The sequence below is a fragment of the Paenibacillus sp. MT124 genome (assembly GCF_058792755.1).
Map to the genome: position 1 here is coordinate 2,718,070 of NZ_CM179500.1, position 17,110 is coordinate 2,735,179.

Consider the following 17,110-nt stretch of genomic DNA (forward strand, 5'->3'; position numbering starts at 1 on the left):
TTAACTGCTTAACCGGGAAGGTGCTGTTTTGTGTTTACGGTAATGGGTGGGGGCTTCGCCCATCACCTTTTTGAACATTTTGGAGAAGAGAAGCTGATCGGAATACCCGACAGAGCGGGAGATATCCCCAATGGTCAACCCGGTATCCAGAGTCAGTTCGGCAGCCTTGCGCATCCGGTAGTTGACCAAATAGGATTGAATGCTGGTGCCCATCCGGTCTTTGAATAAGGAGCACAGATAGCTGCGCTGCAAGCCGATATGAGAAGCAATGGATTGCACCGTGATCGGGTTCGCATAGTTCATCTCAACAAAGTCCATGACCTGGGTGACATACGTTTCCTTGGTGAACTCTTGCTCGGGTGGAAGGATGCCTTCGTTTGCATGATCGATCAGAATGGAGAAAAATTGATATAACCATCCGGTCATGCTAATCTCCCAACCTTTGTGTGTATTTCGGGAGCTAATCATGCGATGCAGACAGGAACGCATCTCATCGTCATTTTCCAGTTCGAAGATCGGATGCTGCTCCGACAGACAGGCCTGCTGTAATAGTGAAGGGGAGGCATTTCCTTGAAAAGCAACCCAGCTGTATTCCCACGGATCTTCCAGATCAGCCTTGTAGTGAACGACGGAATGGGGGACGATGAGAAAGCCCTGCCCTTTATGCAGTTCATAAGTTTTGCCTCCGACTTCAAAAGTACCCTTGCCATCCAAAATATAATGGATTTTGTAGTGATCCCGCATGGCTGGGCCAAAGTGGTGACCTGGTGTACAGGGTTCGGTTCCGTAATGAAGGAGCTGCAGATCCTGGAACGGATTGTTTTTGAACATATATGTAATCAAGGCATTCACTCCTGTGTAGTTCATTCTTGCATTTTAACATATTTTTAGTTAGAGGATATGAATTATAGATGTGATTTTATGAATAGACAACAAGTATTATTCCATATGGTTATAGCGATATGCCATATCGTTTTGGACCGAAACTGACTAAGATGAAAGGGTATTCACCCACTTTAACAAGAAATGAGAGAAAATGATATGCCTTATACTGCGAATGAACAGCGTTACGATGAGATGAAGTATGCACGTTCCGGCAAATCTGGAATCAGACTGCCGCAAATTGCGCTTGGCCTGTGGCAGAACTTTGGCGGAAACCGCACGCTGGATATTCAGGAAGAGATGATTCTGCGTTCATTTGATCTGGGGATTAACCATTTTGATCTGGCGAACAACTACGGACCACCTCCAGGATCTGCTGAGGAAAACTTTGGCGTATTGTTCAAAAAACATCTGCGTCCATACCGGGATGAACTTCTTATCTCGACGAAAGCAGGATATTACATGTGGAAAGGTCCCTATGGCGAATGGGGCTCCCGCAAAAACCTGATTGCCAGCCTGGATCAGAGCCTAGGACGGATGGGGCTTGAGTATGTGGACATTTTCTATCATCACCGTCCGGATCCGAATACACCGATGGAAGAAACGATGGCTGCGCTGGATCATATCGTAAGACAGGGCAAAGCGCTGTATGTCGGACTATCCAACTATGATGCAGAGCAGACGAGAGAAGCGGTCGCCATTCTGCGTAATCTGGGAACGCCTTGCCTCGTCCACCAACCGAATTATTCCATGCTTAACCGCTGGATCGAAGACGGATTACAGGATGTATTGGATGAGCAGGGCGTAGGCTCCATTGCATTCTGTCCTCTGGGGCGAGGTCAACTCACGAACAAATACGTGGACAAGATCAAGGAAGAACGTGCGAACCCGACAGGCAATATGAGAACAGAAGCCTATACAGATGAACGAATTGCCAAGTTTGAAGCCCTTCAGGCCGTTGCTGAGCGCAGAGAACAAACCATTTCCCAATTGGCGCTGAATTGGATACTCCGTGACAACCGCGTAACCTCTGCATTGATTGGCGCAAGCCGTGTTTCACAGATCGAAGAGAATGTTGCCGCGTTAAAGGCACCTGGCCTGACAACCGAAGAATTGAATGAGATTGAAGGCATTCTGAACGGGATTGGAAATTACGCTTGGTAAACTAAATGGAACGAAAATCGTTCGGAAATCACGAATAAAATCGCGAGAATAAACACAAGTCAGTTATAATGAGAGTTCATTATAATTGACCTGTGTTTATTTTTTTTCAAAAAGGTGTTCATATCATAGCACCTGGTCCTAGGATTTAGGGTATAATATATAGATGCTATACATTTGAAATATGAAGGAGAGGCTCCATTTGAATTTTGAACAGTGGATTTCGCCTGAAACCTATAACCTGACATCCGAGATGGAGAACCACCCGTCAGACCGGATTGCACTTAGATGGCTCAGCGATCAAAATGAATTGGAAGAGATTACGTACGGAGAGTTGTTTAAGCAGGCTAACCGTCTTGCCGGGGGCTTGCGTGATTTGGGCTTGGAAAAGGGAGATCGGGTGCTGGTCATGGTACCACGCCGCATCATTGCCTATGTCATTTATATCGCTTGTCTGAAACTAGGGATTGCCGTGATTCCTTCTTCCGAAATGCTGCGTGCCAAGGACTTGGAGTATCGCCTGCGGCATTCCGAGGCGCGAGCGGTCATTGTATGGTCCGAGACAACGGCTGAAGTGGAGAAAATGGATTCAGACCTGCCTGCACTGGCCCATCGCATCGTGGCATCACCATCTGGCGACAGCAGCGTTCCCGCTGATAGCTGGGTTAACGTACATCAGTTGATGGAAGGTCAGTCGGATGAGATGAATGCCGTAGAGACACACCGTGACGATATCGCCATTCTGGCCTACACTTCCGGCACAACCGGAAATCCAAAAGGCGTTGTACATAGCCACGGCTGGGGATATGCCCACCTGCGTATCGCTTCTACGTTATGGCTGGATATTCAGCCATCAGATATCGTATGGGCCACGGCCGCGCCGGGATGGCAAAAGTGGATCTGGAGCCCGTTCCTTTCCGTACTCGGAAGAGGAGCAACAGGTCTGGTTTATAACGGGTCATTCCAGCCTAAACGTTATCTGGAACTAATGCAGGAGCATGGCATCAACGTCCTGTGCTGCACCCCGACCGAGTACCGCCTTATGGCGAAAGCGGACGATCTTGGTCATTATGATCTGTCCAAACTGCGCAGCGCAGTTTCTGCAGGTGAACCACTTAATCAGGAAGTCATTGAGATCTTCCAGCGTCACTTCAACCTGACCATCCGTGATGGATACGGCCAGACTGAAAGTACATTGCTGATCGGCAGTCTGAAGGATGCTCCTGTACGGATCGGCTCCATGGGACAATCGATTACGCCGGGTCTGATCGAGATTATCAATGAAGAAGGGCAGCCTCAACCAGCAGGGGAAGTGGGGGATATCGCGGTTCATAAGGATATGCCGGCCTTGTTCCGCACGTACTATCAGGATGAGGGACGGAAGGAAGCGAGTCAGCGGGGGGATTATTTTGTAACCGGAGACCGCGCGCGCAAAGACGAAGACGGGTATTTCTGGTTTGAAGGCCGCAGTGACGATATTATCATCAGTTCGGGTTATACGATTGGACCGTTCGAGGTGGAAGAAGCACTTATGAAACATGCCAGTGTGAAGGAGTGCGCCGTTGTGGCCAGTCCGGATGAAATTCGGGGGAATGTGGTCAAAGCCTTTGTTGTACTAAGGGATGAGTCTCTGGCTTCACCAGAACTAATGCGTGAGCTGCAACATCACGTCAAGGAATGGACCGCACCTTACAAATATCCACGTAAGATTGAATTTGTAACCGATCTGCCGAAGACGAACTCCGGCAAAATCCGCCGAATTGAACTGCGTGAGCAAGAAAAGAGAAATGCGTAAAACATGAATTAATTCTATATGAACCAGGAGTGAATGGACCTATGAGTAATTTCGAGCAAACGTTTGAGCAATCGTTGGAACAATATGCAGAACTGGTGGTCAAAGTAGGCGTGAACATTCAAAAAGGACAGGATCTGCTTGTTACAGCTCCTATCGAAACGCTTGAGTTTACTCGCCTAATCGTTGCAAAGGCATATGCTGCCGGGGCCAAGTATGTACAGGTGGATTTTGAAGACGATCAAATTACACGTAGTCGTTTTCAGCAAGGTTCTGACGACAGCTTCGACTACTATCCGGCATGGAAAGGCGACATGATGGAGAGATTTGCAGAGGCTGGCGGCGCTACCTTAACGATCAAAGTACCGGACCCGGAACTGTATAACGGAATTGATTCCGACAAGGTTTCACGTGCTACGAAGGCGGCTGCCCAGGCACGCCGCGGTTATTCGAAATATACGCGGAACCATGAAATCAGCTGGTGCCTGATCAAGGCGCCGACCAAGGCATGGGCGAATAAGGTGTTTGCCGACATACCTGAGGAAGAGCGCATCAATGTGATGTGGGACACCATCTTCAAAATGAATCGTGTGGATGGCGGTGATGCCATCCAGAACTGGAGACAACATCTGGATACCCTGAACACGAAGAGTGATCAGCTGAATCAGAAAAATTATAAGAGCCTGCACTACCGCGCACCCGGAACGGACTTGAAAATTGAGCTGGTAGACAATCACATCTGGGGTGGCGGTGGAAGTGAGAACAAGGCGGGCGTGTATACTGTTGCGAATATGCCAACCGAAGAAGTATTCACCATGCCGAAGCGCAGCGGCGTTAATGGTTATGTCAGCAGTACGATGCCTCTGAACTTGAACGGACAGCTGGTAGATCAGATGAGAATTACATTTAAGGACGGACAGGTTGTGGCGTTCACAGCGGCTTCCGGTGAAGAACACCTGAAGAACTTGTTTGCTACGGATGAAGGAGCGCGTTATCTGGGTGAGGTGGCACTTGTGCCGCATGATTCACCTATCTCGAACCTGAATCGTATTTTCTATAATACCGGAATTGATGAGAATGCATCCTGCCATCTGGCTGTAGGCAGCGCATATCCGTTTAATATGAAGGATGGCACAACGATGTCCAACGAGGAATTGCTTAAACATGAGTGCAATGTGAGTTTGACTCACGTTGACTTCATGATTGGGTCGGCTGAACTGGATATTGACGGCGAACTGCAGGATGGAACAATTGAGCCAGTATTCCGCAAAGGCAACTGGGCATTTTAATATTTTTACAGAGTTGACTAGTGAAAAAGTGACTTCAATGATGAAGTCACTTTTTTTGTGCTGTTTAGCGGATTAGATTAGACCTGTTTCACAGGCACACATAGTTCACACTCATGCTGTTCAAGGAGATCCCATCGATATCGCTCCAGAACCGGTTGGTGATCTATGATATAACGGTTGTTTTGCATATAAGGGATTATTTCATTCCATGCTTGCTGAATACCTTCTGGCGTGTGGCTAACCTTGCAGATGAGATAGTTCCCGCCCTGGAGCTCTCCAATCTCAATGGTGTCATCTTCAGGGAGTTCAAGTTCATGGAGCACGATTGCGGCATCGTATCTGCAGTGGTGCGGTGGGGTTGTTGATGGGTTATCCTGAGGTATGCCATATAAAACGGCAGCTTCTGTGAGTAATCGTTTCTCGTTTGCCCACTGTTTTAACTGGTCCATTGCTTGGACGTTAGCAGAACCATAAGGACCAACCTGCCTTACATAAGCAATTCGGCATGCCGCCAGATGTTCCATAGACATTTCCATTTCCATATTCTATCTTCCCTTCCCAAAGGAATTCTCTTACTTGATGGATGTTAACATGGTATAAAAAAATTTGCATAACTCTTTTCGAAAAAGGAGAGTCGGAGCAGCTGATCTATGAAATGTAAAAAAGCCACGGAATGGTCATAACCCTGTCAAGTAGACAGTTCTAAAAAGACAAAATTTAAGCTGCGGCCGTTTCCCGGTATTCTACCGGGGAACGGTCGTTTAGTTTTTTCTGAAATCGGTTTTGGTTGTAAAACAGTATGTATTCACTCACTTGCTGCTCAACCTCTGCTTTGTTTGCCGCCTTATTCAAGTATATTTTCTCGGTCTTTAAATGAGAGAAAAAAGACTCAATACAAGCATTATCTAAGCAATTTCCACGCCTGGAATGACTGCCTAGCATGCCGAGCTGGTTCAGTTTACGGTTAAAGGGCTTCGAAGTATATTGAAATCCTTGATCCGAGTGTAGGATTACACCACTCAGATCCACGTGCTGACGGAGTCTATCCAGCGTTTCATGAACCAAAGCAAGGTCATTTCGTTCAGAAAGATGCCACGCTACAATCTCGTTATTGTATAAATCCTGAATAACAGAGAGATACACAAAGTGTTCTCCAGCACGAATATAGGTAATGTCCGTAACCAGCTTCGTTCGTGGTGTATCCGCCCGAAACTGACGCTCCAGCCGATTCGGGTTCACCACAGAGGCTTGTTTTCCAAAGAATCGACGCTTTTTTCGAATGACAGAACAGATGCCTAATTGTTTCATTAATCGGTACACCTTTTTGTGGTTGACTCGAAGGCCTTCCCGTCGTAAAGCTACGGTCATTCGAAGATAGCCAAAGTAAGGATGCACGCGATGGATGGCAAGCAAATGGGATTCTAGTTCATGTTCCTTATGTCTACGCTCTTTTGCTGCTGTTATGCTTTTTCTCCACTTGTAATAACCCGAGCGGGAAACCGCAGCTAACTTCAAGAGCCGAGCCAGACCATGGCGTGCTCTCAGGTCCTCAATGATTTGAAATCTGGCTGCTTTACTCGTCACTCCTTGTGTAGATTTGGATACTGCTTTTTTAAGTATTCAATTTCCGCCCGCAAATACGCCATCTCTTCTTCCATACTGGAAAACTTGGTTCTAGGGCGTCCCCGTTTGGGTGTAGCAGGTTCTAGACTCATTCCCTGTTTAGCTTTGGCTGCCCACACTTGTACCTGAGATTTATTTTGAATATCTAAACGTGTCGCTACTTCACGTATACTCATATGTTCTTCGTTGACCAGCCGAACTGCCTCCAATTTCAAATCCAAAGAGTACCGCCGGAATGTTTGACCTTTTTTAGCCATGAAAAAATCCCCTTCGTTTACATGATTAAGTTCATCTTAACAGATGTCTTTTTTCTCATGTCTACTAAAAGGGGATAATACCAGAACCGTGGCTTTTTTGGTTAATCTATTTGAATGATTTTACTCTGCATGCATTTTATTAAAGCTGACGTACTCGTTAATGGGTTTGCGATAGCCGCGTGGGCGTTGTTTGGCTTCTGACTTTTTACCGATCGTAATCATCATGACAGGAACGTAATGTTCGGGAACATCCAGACTGCTCTGCAGTTCATCGGCGTCAAAACCAATCATTGGACACGTATCCCATCCCATATCCTGTGCAATCAGCATCAGCTGCATCGCCGACAGGCTGGCATTACGAATGGCGTCTTCACGCTGAAATACACTTCCACGGGCTTCGTAGAAATCAAACACACTTTGGGACTCCTGCTCATATTCAAACGGATTGAGAACACCCAAATGCAGTAAACCTTCGTTAATCGTGCGGATGTGGTGGTGAGCCTTGATATCACCCAGAACAACGATGACAGCCGAGGCTGTTTTTACTTTGTATTGCTGTGAGGCTTCGTATGCTTTTTCTTTTTGGGCCGGGTCGGTCAAGACCAGGTAGTGGGTATGCTGAAGGTTAAAGGCTGATGGGGCAAATTTGTTTAACGCGAACATCTGCTGCAGATCGGCTTCCGGGATTTCGATACCTTCTTCAAAAATAACGGCGGATCTACGGCTTTTGACCAAGTTTTCCAGTGCACTCATGGTGGTTTACCTCGCTTATGTATAAAGTATAAATTGACTATAACACGCTTAGTTACTTTTGGTAAGTATTATTTTCGAATAAGACAAGACTAAAGGGCCATAACCTTAAATAAAAACAGTAGAGGTGAAACATGAGGACGTTCATCACCAGATTCAGGAGGGAGAGCTCCTATCACGAATTTAAGGTATATGTCATTCAATCCTCCACATTAAAGCGATTTTTGGTTATGGAAATCATCGTTGGCACGCTTGCCTACCATGCTGCATTTTATTTGTGTCATAATGCACTCCTGGCAGGAGCAGGCTCCTGGGCGGGAACCGAAGGTTTGAAACGACTGCCTCTGGCAGTCAAAAGAATGGTCAGTTTTTGATCATAAGAATGTTGCTGCAGAAACGTATGATGTCTTAACCATAAGCACAATGTAGTTATTGTGCAGAATGCAGGAGCAGAATGCCCCCTTCCGGGCTCCGGCTCCTGGTTCATTCATTTTTTCCTCAGTATACAGCAGCCTCTTCGTTATTTGGCGCGCTCCAGATATTGTTCAAGGGTCAGTTTCTGACTCGTGATTTCCCCTGCGATATAAACCCCGACGTAACGTACATGCCAAGGTTCATAGGAATAACCGGTCAGTTTCTCCTGATCCTTGCCGTAGCGGATAATAAATCCGTACTTGTGGGCATTGGCTTTCAGCCATTTGCCTTCTTTGGTGTTCCCGAAGCTCTGCTGCAGATCATAGCCGACGGATGCACTGGAGATATCCATGGCAAGCCCGGTTTGATGTTCACTTTGACCTGGGCGGGCACTTGTCTTATTGGCCACGGCTTCACCTTTGATACTTGCATTGCGTTCGAAAATCGATTTTTGTGTGGAGTAGGAACGGTAACCCGATACGGCTTTGATGTCAATGCCATCTTTTTTGGCTGCTGCAAACAGCTTTTCAATCGCGGTAGCAGCGACCTTGCGCATTTGTTTCTTCGGACTGGAACCGGAGAAGCTGAATGGAATGTTGGGTACAACCAAATCTTTTGGTGCATAGGTTGAAGGCAGATTTCTTTTTTTGTTCACGAGTACCACGGTGCTGGATAGATTCGTTACGGTTGCGAGACCGCTGCTGCTTGTTTTAATAGTGCGGCTTGGCGCGTTATCATGCAAAAATTGAGTGAAACTGGAGCTTGCAGCCGATGCGACTGGCGTCATGGATGGTCCAAAGGGCAATGTAGTGAAGGCAGTACCTGCTAAGACAGACCCTATGAGCAGCGTGGATACGATAGATTTACGTGTGAATGATTTCATGATGTTCCTCCTCGGGGTTGATGAATCTCTCGCATGCTGCATCCGATAGATTCCAGACATGCTTTTCTATATACCGAGTATACTAGAGGATTATATCAAGAGGTTCTCCAATTGTTTCCGAGTTGTAAACAAATCATGTGAGATTCATAGTTTCGGTCATTTGGCCAAAAGGAACACAAAAAAAGACTCTGCATTCAATGCAGAGCCTTTGCTTATCTGGATATTTAATGTTCAACGATTGTTTAAGAAAATGAACGGTTCTTGTTTACAGCATGCATGCATCAGGTGCACTGGATTTTCCCGCATTTACAGCTCGCATATCCCTAACCCGAACGTTGCTGCTAAGTACACCGGAATCACTGCTCAACGTGAAAGAAGGATAGTTTTCCTCCGTATCCAGCTTCATATGCTGTTCGAGATTTAATTGTTGTTTCGGATCAACATAGAATGGAACCAGGTTGGTCTCGATCTGCTCATCCAGTGCAGCAGGTTCATCAACAATCAAGAGGACCAGAATTCCGTTACAGCCACAGCCTTCAGTGTCATAGAACACTTTGAAGTAGCCAGGTTGGTCATTCAAGCTCTCAGTTAATCTCGCTGCAGCCAGATCTGTAATTTGAATATGCATAATGCTCACTCCTTATATATTGAAAATGGTCCTGAAATGTAAATGATAGAAAATTAAGGTCTCCTTTCATTATACCACCTTGCCCCAAAATCAAAGCAAATAAATTTCTACACGTCCGATGCGATATGAAGAAGGTCTTCGTCAAAGGTAATGATTATTGGGGTGTTCTTTTGGGGAAATAGATGAGAATGAAAGGTTAATAAAGGAGAGACGCGTACGGATGATTGAATTCGAAAATGTATCCAAGCAATACCCTGATGGGACCCAGGCTCTTCATCAGGTTAACCTCAAAATCAATAAAGGCGAGCTATTGGTCATGATTGGGCCTAGCGGCTGCGGCAAAACGACGATGCTCAAAATGATAAATCGCCTGATTGAACGAACGGATGGAACGATTCGTATCCAGGAGCGGCCAATCGATGAATTTAACATTCACGAATTACGCTGGAATATCGGGTATGTCCTGCAGCAGATCGCTTTGTTTCCGCACATGACGATTGCCGAAAATATCGCTGTTGTTCCTGAATTGAAAAAATGGAAGCCCGACCAGATTCATGAACGGGTTCATAACTTGCTGGATATGGTGGGATTAAACGGAGAGACCTACAGTGATCGCAAACCAGCAGAACTTTCGGGTGGACAGCAGCAAAGAATTGGCGTACTGCGGGCACTGGCAGCAGATCCCGAGATTATACTTATGGATGAACCGTTCAGTGCGCTCGACCCAATGAGCAGGGAGAAACTGCAGGACGATATTCTGGAGATTCAGCGTCAGATGAAGAAAACGATTGTGTTTGTTACGCATGACATACAAGAAGCCATGAAGCTGGGAGATCGAATATGTATTTTGAAGGATGGACAAGTACTTCAGGTGGGAACACCTGAAGAGCTGTTACAGAACCCCGCGGATGAATTTGTACGTCATTTTGTCGGAAGTCCTGGCACAGATGTGATTCAAGATCATAGCGTGCACTTGTCTTCTCATACTCAGTCAAAATTCAATCTTGAATCGATTATGACACCTATTGCACCAGGCCATGTTCCGAGGTCTGCCAAGACAGCGGTACCGATTTCTATGACATTGATGGATTTATTAGATGTCTTGGATGCATACGATACCTTGCTGGTTGAGAAGAATCATCAGATTGTAGGACAAGTGAGCAGGGCGGATGTGCTGAGGTACTGGTCTGGTCAGCTGCAAGAGCGGGGTGAGACCCATGAGTAAATTCTCAGAGGTATTTAATGAGCGCAAAGGACAGCTGTTAACCGCTCTTCTGGAACATGTCCAGATTTCATTTATCGCCCTGTTTCTCGCCGTTCTCATTGCAATTCCACTCGGCATTTATCTGACCCGAAAACCCAAAGTTGCTGAACCGATCATCGGTATTACGGCTATCCTGCAGACCATTCCATCACTTGCTCTTCTTGGGTTGCTCATTCCGCTGTTCGGTATCGGTACAGTACCGGCGATTATTGCACTAGTGGTGTATGCCCTGCTTCCGATACTCCGCAATACTTATACAGGGATAACCGAAGTGGACCCTTCCATGATTGAAGCCGCCAATGCGATGGGCATGAATAGTCGTCAGCGTTTGAGCAAAGTGGAGCTGCCGCTGGCAACGCCTGTCATTATGGCAGGGATTCGTACGGCAATGGTTCTTATCGTGGGTACCGCAACTCTAGCAGCATTAATTGGCGCAGGTGGTCTTGGTGATCTGATTTTGCTCGGGATAGATCGAAATGATACATCACTTATTATTTTAGGCGCGATACCGGCAGCATTACTGGCGATTTTGTTCGATGTCCTGCTTAGGCAGTTCCAACGGCTGTCTTTTCGAAAAACGGTGGGTACACTTGGTACACTGGCCTTGATCGCTATACTTGTGATAACCCTTCCGCTATTATTCCGCGGCGGACAGAAGGACCTGGTCATTGCGGGTAAGCTTGGTGCAGAGCCTGAGATTCTCATTAACATGTACAAGCTGCTGATTGAGGAGCATACAGATCTTACGGTTGAATTGAAACCTGGTTTGGGGAAGACTCCGTTTTTGTTCAATGCTCTACGATCCGGCGACATTGATATCTACCCCGAATTTACTGGTACAGCAATATCAGAATTCTTGAAGGAAACGGCTGTTAATACGGATCGCACGCAGGTTTACGAACAGGCAAGAGACGGAATGCTTAGCCAATTTGGTATGGTGCTCTTGAACCCGATGAATTACAACAACACATATACGCTAGCGGTCCCTCAGGAGGTTTCAGACCAATATAACCTGAAAACCATATCAGACCTCAAGTCTGTCCAGAAGCAGATTAAGGCTGGGTTCACACTGGAATTCTCGGACCGTGAGGACGGTTATCTGGGGATACAGAAGAAATATGGCATTCAGTTTCCTAATGTCGCCACAATGGAACCCAAACTTCGATATGCGGCTCTTCAGCGAGGTGATATTAATCTGGTTGATGCGTACTCCACGGACAGTGAGCTCAGGCAGTATAATCTCGTGGTGCTTGAAGATGATCAGGAGCTATTTCCGCCATATCAGGGAGCTCCGCTGCTGCGCAAGGAGACGGCAGATGCCTATCCGCAACTGATCGAGATACTGAATCAGCTGGCGGGACGCATTACAGATGATGAGATGCGTCAGATGAATTATGAGGTCAATGTGAATGGAGCCCGTCCGGAGCAGGTAGCGTCCGACTATTTACAGAAGGCGGGTTTACTATAATTTTCAATGGAGAGAGAGAACAGGAGGGACAATTCATGACACATGTATACGATTTAATCGCAATAGGAACCGGAAGTGCAGCGAATTCAGTTGTATCTCGCTGTGCTGAAGCTGGTTGGAAAATAGCCGTGATTGATGAGCGTGAATTTGGCGGAACTTGCGCGCTGCGAGGCTGCGATCCGAAGAAAGTATTAGCGGGAGCTGCTCAACTGATCGACTGGAATGAACGAATGCTGGGGAAGGGTGTTCAGGGAAGAACGACCATAAACTGGCCGGAACTTATGGCCTTCAAACGAACATTTACGGAGAGCATTCCGAGAGCCAGCGAGGATAAATTCAAACAGGCCGGCGTGGATACCTTCCATGGCAAGGCTTCTTTTGTAGATGAAGATCACATTCGTGTGGGAGATGAAGTGCTGCATGGAAAACATATTCTGATTGCAACAGGCGCGCAGCCTGCACCGCTCCCAATAGATGGCTCAGAGCATCTTCTTTACAGCGATGATTTTCTGGAACTGGATCAGCTTCCGAATCAACTGGTTTTGGTGGGCGGAGGTTACATTGCGTTTGAATTTGCCCACATCGCTGCAAGAGCAGGAAGCGAGGTACACATTATCCACCGCGGAGAACGGCCGCTGGAGCAGTTTGATCCGGAGCTTGTTGACTTGCTGGTTCGAAAATCGGAAGAGATCGGCATTCACGTTCATCTGAACGCGGAAGTGAAGTCCATTCGGAAACAGGGGGAGACCTTCGTGGTCAGTGGTACCCGGAACGGAGCCGATCATCAGTGGCATGGTGGAAGGGTCGTGCATGGAGCGGGACGTATCCCTAACGTGGATGGATTGGAACTGGAAAAGGGGAAGGTCAGTTATAGTGAGAGTGGTATTACCGTGAATGAGTATTTACAAAGCACCAGCAACCCCAAAGTATATGCAGCCGGCGACGTTGCTGCAACGAAGGGGCTTCCTCTAACGCCTTTGGCTGGTCAGGAATCACGGGCTGTCGCCATGAATCTGCTGAAGGGCAATCATGCTGAGCCGAGCTACAAAGTTATGCCGTCCATCGTGTTTACCGTACCATCTCTTGGCTCTGTTGGTCTTAGCGTGGATCAAGCGCAAGAGGAAGGCTACGAGGTGAAGGTAAATGACATGTCGCAATGGTATACTTATAAACGGACAAATGAGAAGCACGCCATGGCCAAAGTGGTGATCGACAACAACTCAGGACGGATTCTGGGAGCCCATGTACTGGGCAGCGAGACCGAAGAGCTGATTAACCTGTTTGCCATGGCCATTCAGTTTGAACTGACAGCTGATCAGTTAAGCACCATGAATTTTGCATATCCTACGGCTGCATCGGATTTGGGCTCATTAATTTGACGTTTTGACTATGGGAGGGTGTTGAAAACATGTCTGCAGCACAATTTCTGAGTACACCAGATGCCAAATGGACCACTGAACCGGTTGCAACCCGTACAGAGGGAGAACGTTTCATCGTGGAGGCACAGGAAGGCAGTGATTTTTGGGAGAACACGTTCTACGGATTCAGTCACCAAAATGGACATGCCCTTCTGTCGCCGTGGGACGGTAATAAAGCCGTCGAGATTACGTTTGATCTAAGCTCTTTTACTGAACTTTATGATCAGGCAGGTTTAATGCTCTGGCATAGTCGCGAACAATGGATCAAGGCTGGAGTAGAAGTGAACGATGGGGTCGTTCATGTCGGCGCTGTAGTAACGGATCACTTCTCGGACTGGTCGCTATCTCCCGTTCCGGAATGGGGTGGACGTAAGGTTACCATTCGAGCTTCTTACCACAACGAAGCGGTAGTCATTCGGGCGCGTACGGACGAACATCCTTGGCGAACCATTCGTGTGGCGCGTTTTGCCTATCCGGCGGACAAGCAGGCGGGTCCGTTTCTGTGTTCACCCAAGCGTGCAGGGTTTGAGGTGGCATTTACGAAGTGGAGAACAACGACACCTGACGAGGATTTGCACACCGATCCGCCGATACTGGATTGAGAACGGAAGCACCGTTGAACGTTTCTTTCCATGCCAAACAAGCAAGTCCTTCCTGTGTGGAAGGCTTGCTTGTTTACGTTCTGGAGAAGGGAGCAGACAGAATGTTCAGCAGGATTTCCGCGAGATGTGACGCTGCGATTATTCTGTCTTGTCTCTGGATTACTTTTTACACCAAATTACTTCGTTTCGTTGTTCTCACGATTCTCTTCGTTACGTTCTTCATAATCGTCCAGGAACCATAACGGGTCCATGTTGTCTTCTTCGCCATTGTAATTGATCAGGATCTCTTCGCCCGCTTTGATATCTGTATAAGCATAGAAGTCAAATGTATGGTTTTCAAAGTTGATATCATAGGTTGCGTTGGGCTCGTACGAATGATTGATCAAGCTGCCGTATCCCAGCAAAATGGCGGTGTGGTTGGCACCATACTCAAATACATAATCCTCCAGGATCGTTTTTTCGACATGTTCGTGGTCTTCGTTGGGATAAGGGACAACCGGGGCCTGATGGATCAATTGGCCTTTGGGAATATCCACTGTGGCAAAAACCCCTCGATTAAATTCGCCATCACCCAATTTGGATTGTTTTACTTCAATCATAATGTTCACCTGATGCTCGCTTGAGAGAGCTCCGTTCTATAGTAGTTTAAGGCCAAATTTTAACCGATTCATGCATATAAGGCAAATATGGCGTTGAGTTGTGCAGGTTATAACGATTATAATATACAGGAATGAAGTCTATATAGAAAAGGTGTCATGAATGAGCATATTAAATGTGGAAAAATTAAGTCACGGTTTTGGTGACCGTGCTATCTTTAACGACGTATCTTTCCGCCTGTTGAAAGGCGAGCACATTGGACTGATCGGGGCCAATGGTGAAGGTAAATCCACCTTCATGAACATTATTACTGGCAAGCTCCAGCCCGATGAGGGCAAAGTCGAGTGGTCCAAGCGCATGCGCGTGGGTTATCTCGATCAGCATGCTGTGCTGAACAAGGGACAATCCATTCGTGATATCCTGCGCAGTGCGTTCCAATACCTGTTCGACATGGAGCAGGAGATGAACGAGATGTATGGCAAGATGGGAGACGTTACTCCCGAGGAACTGGAGCAGCTGCTCGAGGATGTCGGAACCATCCAGGATACCCTGACCAACCAGGACTTTTATATGATTGATGCAAAAGTGGACGAGACTGCACGCGGTCTGGGTCTGACGGATATCGGTCTCGATAAGGACGTTAATGATCTGAGCGGTGGTCAACGGACCAAAGTGCTGCTCGCCAAGCTGTTGCTTGAAAAGCCGGATATTCTGCTCCTCGACGAGCCGACGAACTATCTGGATGAACAGCATATCGAATGGCTGAAGCGTTATTTGCAAGAGTATGAGAATGCATTTATTTTGATCTCGCATGATATTCCATTCCTGAACAGTGTCATTAACTTGATCTATCACATGGAAAATCAGGATCTGACCCGTTACGTGGGTGATTATGATCACTTCCAGGAAGTTTATGAAATGAAAAAGCAGCAGCTCGAATCGGCTTACAAGCGTCAGCAGCAGGAAATTGCCGATCTGAAGGATTTTGTTGCACGTAATAAGGCCAGTGTGGCGACACGCAACATGGCGATGTCCAGACAGAAGAAGCTCGACAAAATGGATGTGATTGAACTCGCCAAGGAGAAGCCGAAGCCACAGTTCAACTTCCGTGATGCCAGAACATCCGGCAAGCTTATTTTTGAAACCAAAGGGCTGGTGATCGGGTACAACGAGCCACTGTCCAGACCGCTGGATCTGCGTATGGAGCGTGGTCAGAAGATTGCACTCGTGGGTGCAAACGGAATCGGTAAAACCACCCTGATGCGCAGCATTTTGGGTGAAATTCCAGCCCTGGAAGGAACAGTTCAGCGCGGGGAGCATCTGGAGATCGGGTACTTCCAGCAGGAAATGAAGGATGCGAACTACAATACCTGTATCGAAGAGATCTGGCAGGAGTTTCCGTCCTATACACAATTCGAGGTTCGTGCTGCACTTGCAAAATGTGGACTGACCACGAAACACATTGAGAGTAAGGTTGCTGTGCTGAGTGGTGGAGAAAAGGCTAAAGTACGTCTGTGCAAACTGATCAACAACGAAACTAACCTGCTTGTACTCGATGAGCCGACGAACCATCTGGACGTGGATGCCAAGGATGAGCTGAAACGCGCGCTCAAAGCCTACAAAGGCAGCATTCTGTTGATTTCACACGAACCGGAATTCTATCGTGATGTTGTGACGGAAACATGGAACTGCGAATCGTGGACAACCAAAGTATTCTAAATTAATGTCTGTCGAAATAAAAAGGTGAGGCTTGTCGCAATCAGAGAATACATCCGTTCTGGCCCCGGTTACATGGTGCCAAATGAGCACAATTGCGAAACAAGCTCGAACCACTAATAAAGAACACGTATTTTGCTTGCGGAAGCAGGCAGGATGCGTGTTCTTTTGCGTGGTTCTGCGAAAAATGTTCGAGTGGTGATGCGGTTGACAGCGTCAATAAGGCGATAATATAATGCGAGAAAGCACTTACATTCTCATGACATAAGCAACCTGTTTCACTACTTAGGGCAAAGAAGACACGGTAATCCGTAATGGGATCATTGCACTTAGCAGGGGAGACAGGTCTTTTTTTGCCCTCCAATG

16 protein-coding genes are annotated in these 17,110 nt (G+C 47.0%); 9 read left to right on the forward strand and 7 right to left on the reverse strand.

The features are described 5' to 3' along the window. Positions 1 to 843 carry an AraC family transcriptional regulator gene (locus AC3RCI_RS12615; RefSeq protein ID WP_492529262.1) on the reverse strand — a complete coding sequence of 281 codons (843 nt, stop codon included), beginning with the start codon at positions 841 to 843 and terminating at the stop codon, positions 1 to 3. A gap of 198 nt (positions 844 to 1,041) precedes the next feature. Between AC3RCI_RS12615 and AC3RCI_RS12620 the strand changes: the two genes are divergently transcribed. From AC3RCI_RS12620 to AC3RCI_RS12630, 3 genes are all read left to right on the forward strand, one after another. Then, positions 1,042 to 2,046: an aldo/keto reductase gene (locus tag AC3RCI_RS12620; protein WP_492529264.1), complete on the forward strand. Its 1,005-nt coding sequence runs from the start codon at positions 1,042 to 1,044 to the stop codon at positions 2,044 to 2,046. Between the two features lie 250 nt (positions 2,047 to 2,296). Further along, positions 2,297 to 3,838: an acetate--CoA ligase gene (locus tag AC3RCI_RS12625; protein WP_492529888.1), complete on the forward strand. Its 1,542-nt coding sequence runs from the start codon at positions 2,297 to 2,299 to the stop codon at positions 3,836 to 3,838. A 41-nt stretch (positions 3,839 to 3,879) separates the two neighbouring features. Continuing rightward, on the forward strand, positions 3,880 to 5,124 hold the full coding sequence (locus AC3RCI_RS12630; protein ID WP_095358388.1) for an aminopeptidase: 1,245 nt from the start codon (positions 3,880 to 3,882) through the stop codon (positions 5,122 to 5,124). 77 nt (positions 5,125 to 5,201) lie between these two features. Here the strand turns inward: AC3RCI_RS12630 and AC3RCI_RS12635 are convergent, their stop codons facing one another. The 3 genes from AC3RCI_RS12635 to AC3RCI_RS12645 form a co-directional block, all read right to left on the reverse strand. After that, complete coding sequence (locus AC3RCI_RS12635; RefSeq protein WP_492529266.1) at positions 5,202 to 5,666, reverse strand: AraC family transcriptional regulator; 465 nt, start codon at positions 5,664 to 5,666, stop codon at positions 5,202 to 5,204. A 175-nt stretch (positions 5,667 to 5,841) separates the two neighbouring features. Then, a protein-coding gene (locus AC3RCI_RS12640; protein ID WP_492525466.1) for an IS3 family transposase occupies positions 5,842 to 7,004 on the reverse strand; the annotation gives its coding sequence in 2 pieces (ribosomal slippage) (positions 5,842 to 6,740 and positions 6,740 to 7,004; 1,164 coding nt in all). A 120-nt stretch (positions 7,005 to 7,124) separates the two neighbouring features. Beyond that, positions 7,125 to 7,757, reverse strand: a complete 633-nt coding sequence (locus AC3RCI_RS12645) for a nitroreductase family protein (protein WP_127536044.1) — start codon at positions 7,755 to 7,757, stop codon at positions 7,125 to 7,127. 131 nt (positions 7,758 to 7,888) lie between these two features. Here AC3RCI_RS12645 and AC3RCI_RS12650 point away from each other — a divergent pair, with 131 nt between their 5' ends. Continuing rightward, positions 7,889 to 8,128, forward strand: a complete 240-nt coding sequence (locus AC3RCI_RS12650) for a hypothetical protein (RefSeq protein ID WP_127536043.1) — start codon at positions 7,889 to 7,891, stop codon at positions 8,126 to 8,128. Between the two features lie 146 nt (positions 8,129 to 8,274). Here the strand turns inward: AC3RCI_RS12650 and AC3RCI_RS12655 are convergent, their stop codons facing one another. Together AC3RCI_RS12655 and AC3RCI_RS12660 are read right to left on the reverse strand one after the other, a co-directional pair. Next, positions 8,275 to 9,051 (reverse strand): M15 family metallopeptidase, encoded by a 777-nt coding sequence (locus tag AC3RCI_RS12655; RefSeq protein WP_154893413.1) that lies wholly within the window; start codon positions 9,049 to 9,051, stop codon positions 8,275 to 8,277. A gap of 265 nt (positions 9,052 to 9,316) precedes the next feature. Then, on the reverse strand, positions 9,317 to 9,679 hold the full coding sequence (locus tag AC3RCI_RS12660; RefSeq protein ID WP_492529268.1) for an iron-sulfur cluster biosynthesis family protein: 363 nt from the start codon (positions 9,677 to 9,679) through the stop codon (positions 9,317 to 9,319). A gap of 220 nt (positions 9,680 to 9,899) precedes the next feature. Here AC3RCI_RS12660 and AC3RCI_RS12665 point away from each other — a divergent pair, with 220 nt between their 5' ends. From AC3RCI_RS12665 to AC3RCI_RS12680, 4 genes are read left to right on the forward strand one after another with little or no spacing between them, the layout of a single operon-like run. Then, a complete protein-coding gene (locus AC3RCI_RS12665; protein WP_336779816.1) occupies positions 9,900 to 10,904 on the forward strand; it encodes an ABC transporter ATP-binding protein in 1,005 nt (334 codons plus the stop codon). Next, positions 10,897 to 12,411 (forward strand): osmoprotectant update ABC transporter permease/substrate-binding subunit OpuFB, encoded by a 1,515-nt coding sequence (gene opuFB, locus AC3RCI_RS12670; protein ID WP_492529270.1) that lies wholly within the window; start codon positions 10,897 to 10,899, stop codon positions 12,409 to 12,411. Before AC3RCI_RS12665 ends, opuFB begins: the two co-directional genes overlap by 8 nt. 35 nt (positions 12,412 to 12,446) lie before the next feature. Next, on the forward strand, positions 12,447 to 13,790 hold the full coding sequence (locus AC3RCI_RS12675; RefSeq protein WP_492529272.1) for a dihydrolipoyl dehydrogenase family protein: 1,344 nt from the start codon (positions 12,447 to 12,449) through the stop codon (positions 13,788 to 13,790). Between the two features lie 29 nt (positions 13,791 to 13,819). Beyond that, complete coding sequence (locus tag AC3RCI_RS12680) at positions 13,820 to 14,431, forward strand: DUF1349 domain-containing protein (RefSeq protein WP_336779819.1); 612 nt, start codon at positions 13,820 to 13,822, stop codon at positions 14,429 to 14,431. Between the two features lie 176 nt (positions 14,432 to 14,607). Here AC3RCI_RS12680 and AC3RCI_RS12685 read toward each other — a convergent pair whose 3' ends face one another. After that, a complete protein-coding gene (locus AC3RCI_RS12685; RefSeq protein ID WP_492529274.1) occupies positions 14,608 to 15,030 on the reverse strand; it encodes an SET domain-containing protein in 423 nt (140 codons plus the stop codon). A 160-nt stretch (positions 15,031 to 15,190) separates the two neighbouring features. On the opposite strand from AC3RCI_RS12685, the gene AC3RCI_RS12690 reads away from it, so the two are divergent. Then, a complete protein-coding gene (locus AC3RCI_RS12690) occupies positions 15,191 to 16,747 on the forward strand; it encodes an ABC-F family ATP-binding cassette domain-containing protein (RefSeq protein ID WP_095287476.1) in 1,557 nt (518 codons plus the stop codon). Positions 16,748 to 17,110 lie beyond the last annotated feature (363 nt).

Excerpts from the sequence above, each read along its gene's own strand:
- AC3RCI_RS12620 (WP_492529264.1), top strand. The coding sequence starts at position 1,042 with ATGCCTTATACTGCGAATGAACAGCGTTACGATGAGATGAAGTATGCA.
- AC3RCI_RS12625 (WP_492529888.1), top strand. The coding sequence starts at position 2,297 with ATGGAGAACCACCCGTCAGACCGGATTGCACTTAGATGGCTCAGCGAT.
- AC3RCI_RS12630 (WP_095358388.1), top strand. The coding sequence starts at position 3,880 with ATGAGTAATTTCGAGCAAACGTTTGAGCAATCGTTGGAACAATATGCA.
- AC3RCI_RS12635 (WP_492529266.1), bottom strand. The coding sequence starts at position 5,666 with ATGGAAATGGAAATGTCTATGGAACATCTGGCGGCATGCCGAATTGCT.
- AC3RCI_RS12645 (WP_127536044.1), bottom strand. The coding sequence starts at position 7,757 with ATGAGTGCACTGGAAAACTTGGTCAAAAGCCGTAGATCCGCCGTTATT.
- AC3RCI_RS12650 (WP_127536043.1), top strand. The coding sequence starts at position 7,889 with ATGAGGACGTTCATCACCAGATTCAGGAGGGAGAGCTCCTATCACGAA.
- AC3RCI_RS12655 (WP_154893413.1), bottom strand. The coding sequence starts at position 9,051 with ATGAAATCATTCACACGTAAATCTATCGTATCCACGCTGCTCATAGGG.
- AC3RCI_RS12660 (WP_492529268.1), bottom strand. The coding sequence starts at position 9,679 with ATGCATATTCAAATTACAGATCTGGCTGCAGCGAGATTAACTGAGAGC.
- AC3RCI_RS12665 (WP_336779816.1), top strand. The coding sequence starts at position 9,900 with ATGATTGAATTCGAAAATGTATCCAAGCAATACCCTGATGGGACCCAG.
- opuFB (WP_492529270.1), top strand. The coding sequence starts at position 10,897 with ATGAGTAAATTCTCAGAGGTATTTAATGAGCGCAAAGGACAGCTGTTA.
- AC3RCI_RS12675 (WP_492529272.1), top strand. The coding sequence starts at position 12,447 with ATGACACATGTATACGATTTAATCGCAATAGGAACCGGAAGTGCAGCG.
- AC3RCI_RS12680 (WP_336779819.1), top strand. The coding sequence starts at position 13,820 with ATGTCTGCAGCACAATTTCTGAGTACACCAGATGCCAAATGGACCACT.
- AC3RCI_RS12685 (WP_492529274.1), bottom strand. The coding sequence starts at position 15,030 with ATGATTGAAGTAAAACAATCCAAATTGGGTGATGGCGAATTTAATCGA.
- AC3RCI_RS12690 (WP_095287476.1), top strand. The coding sequence starts at position 15,191 with ATGAGCATATTAAATGTGGAAAAATTAAGTCACGGTTTTGGTGACCGT.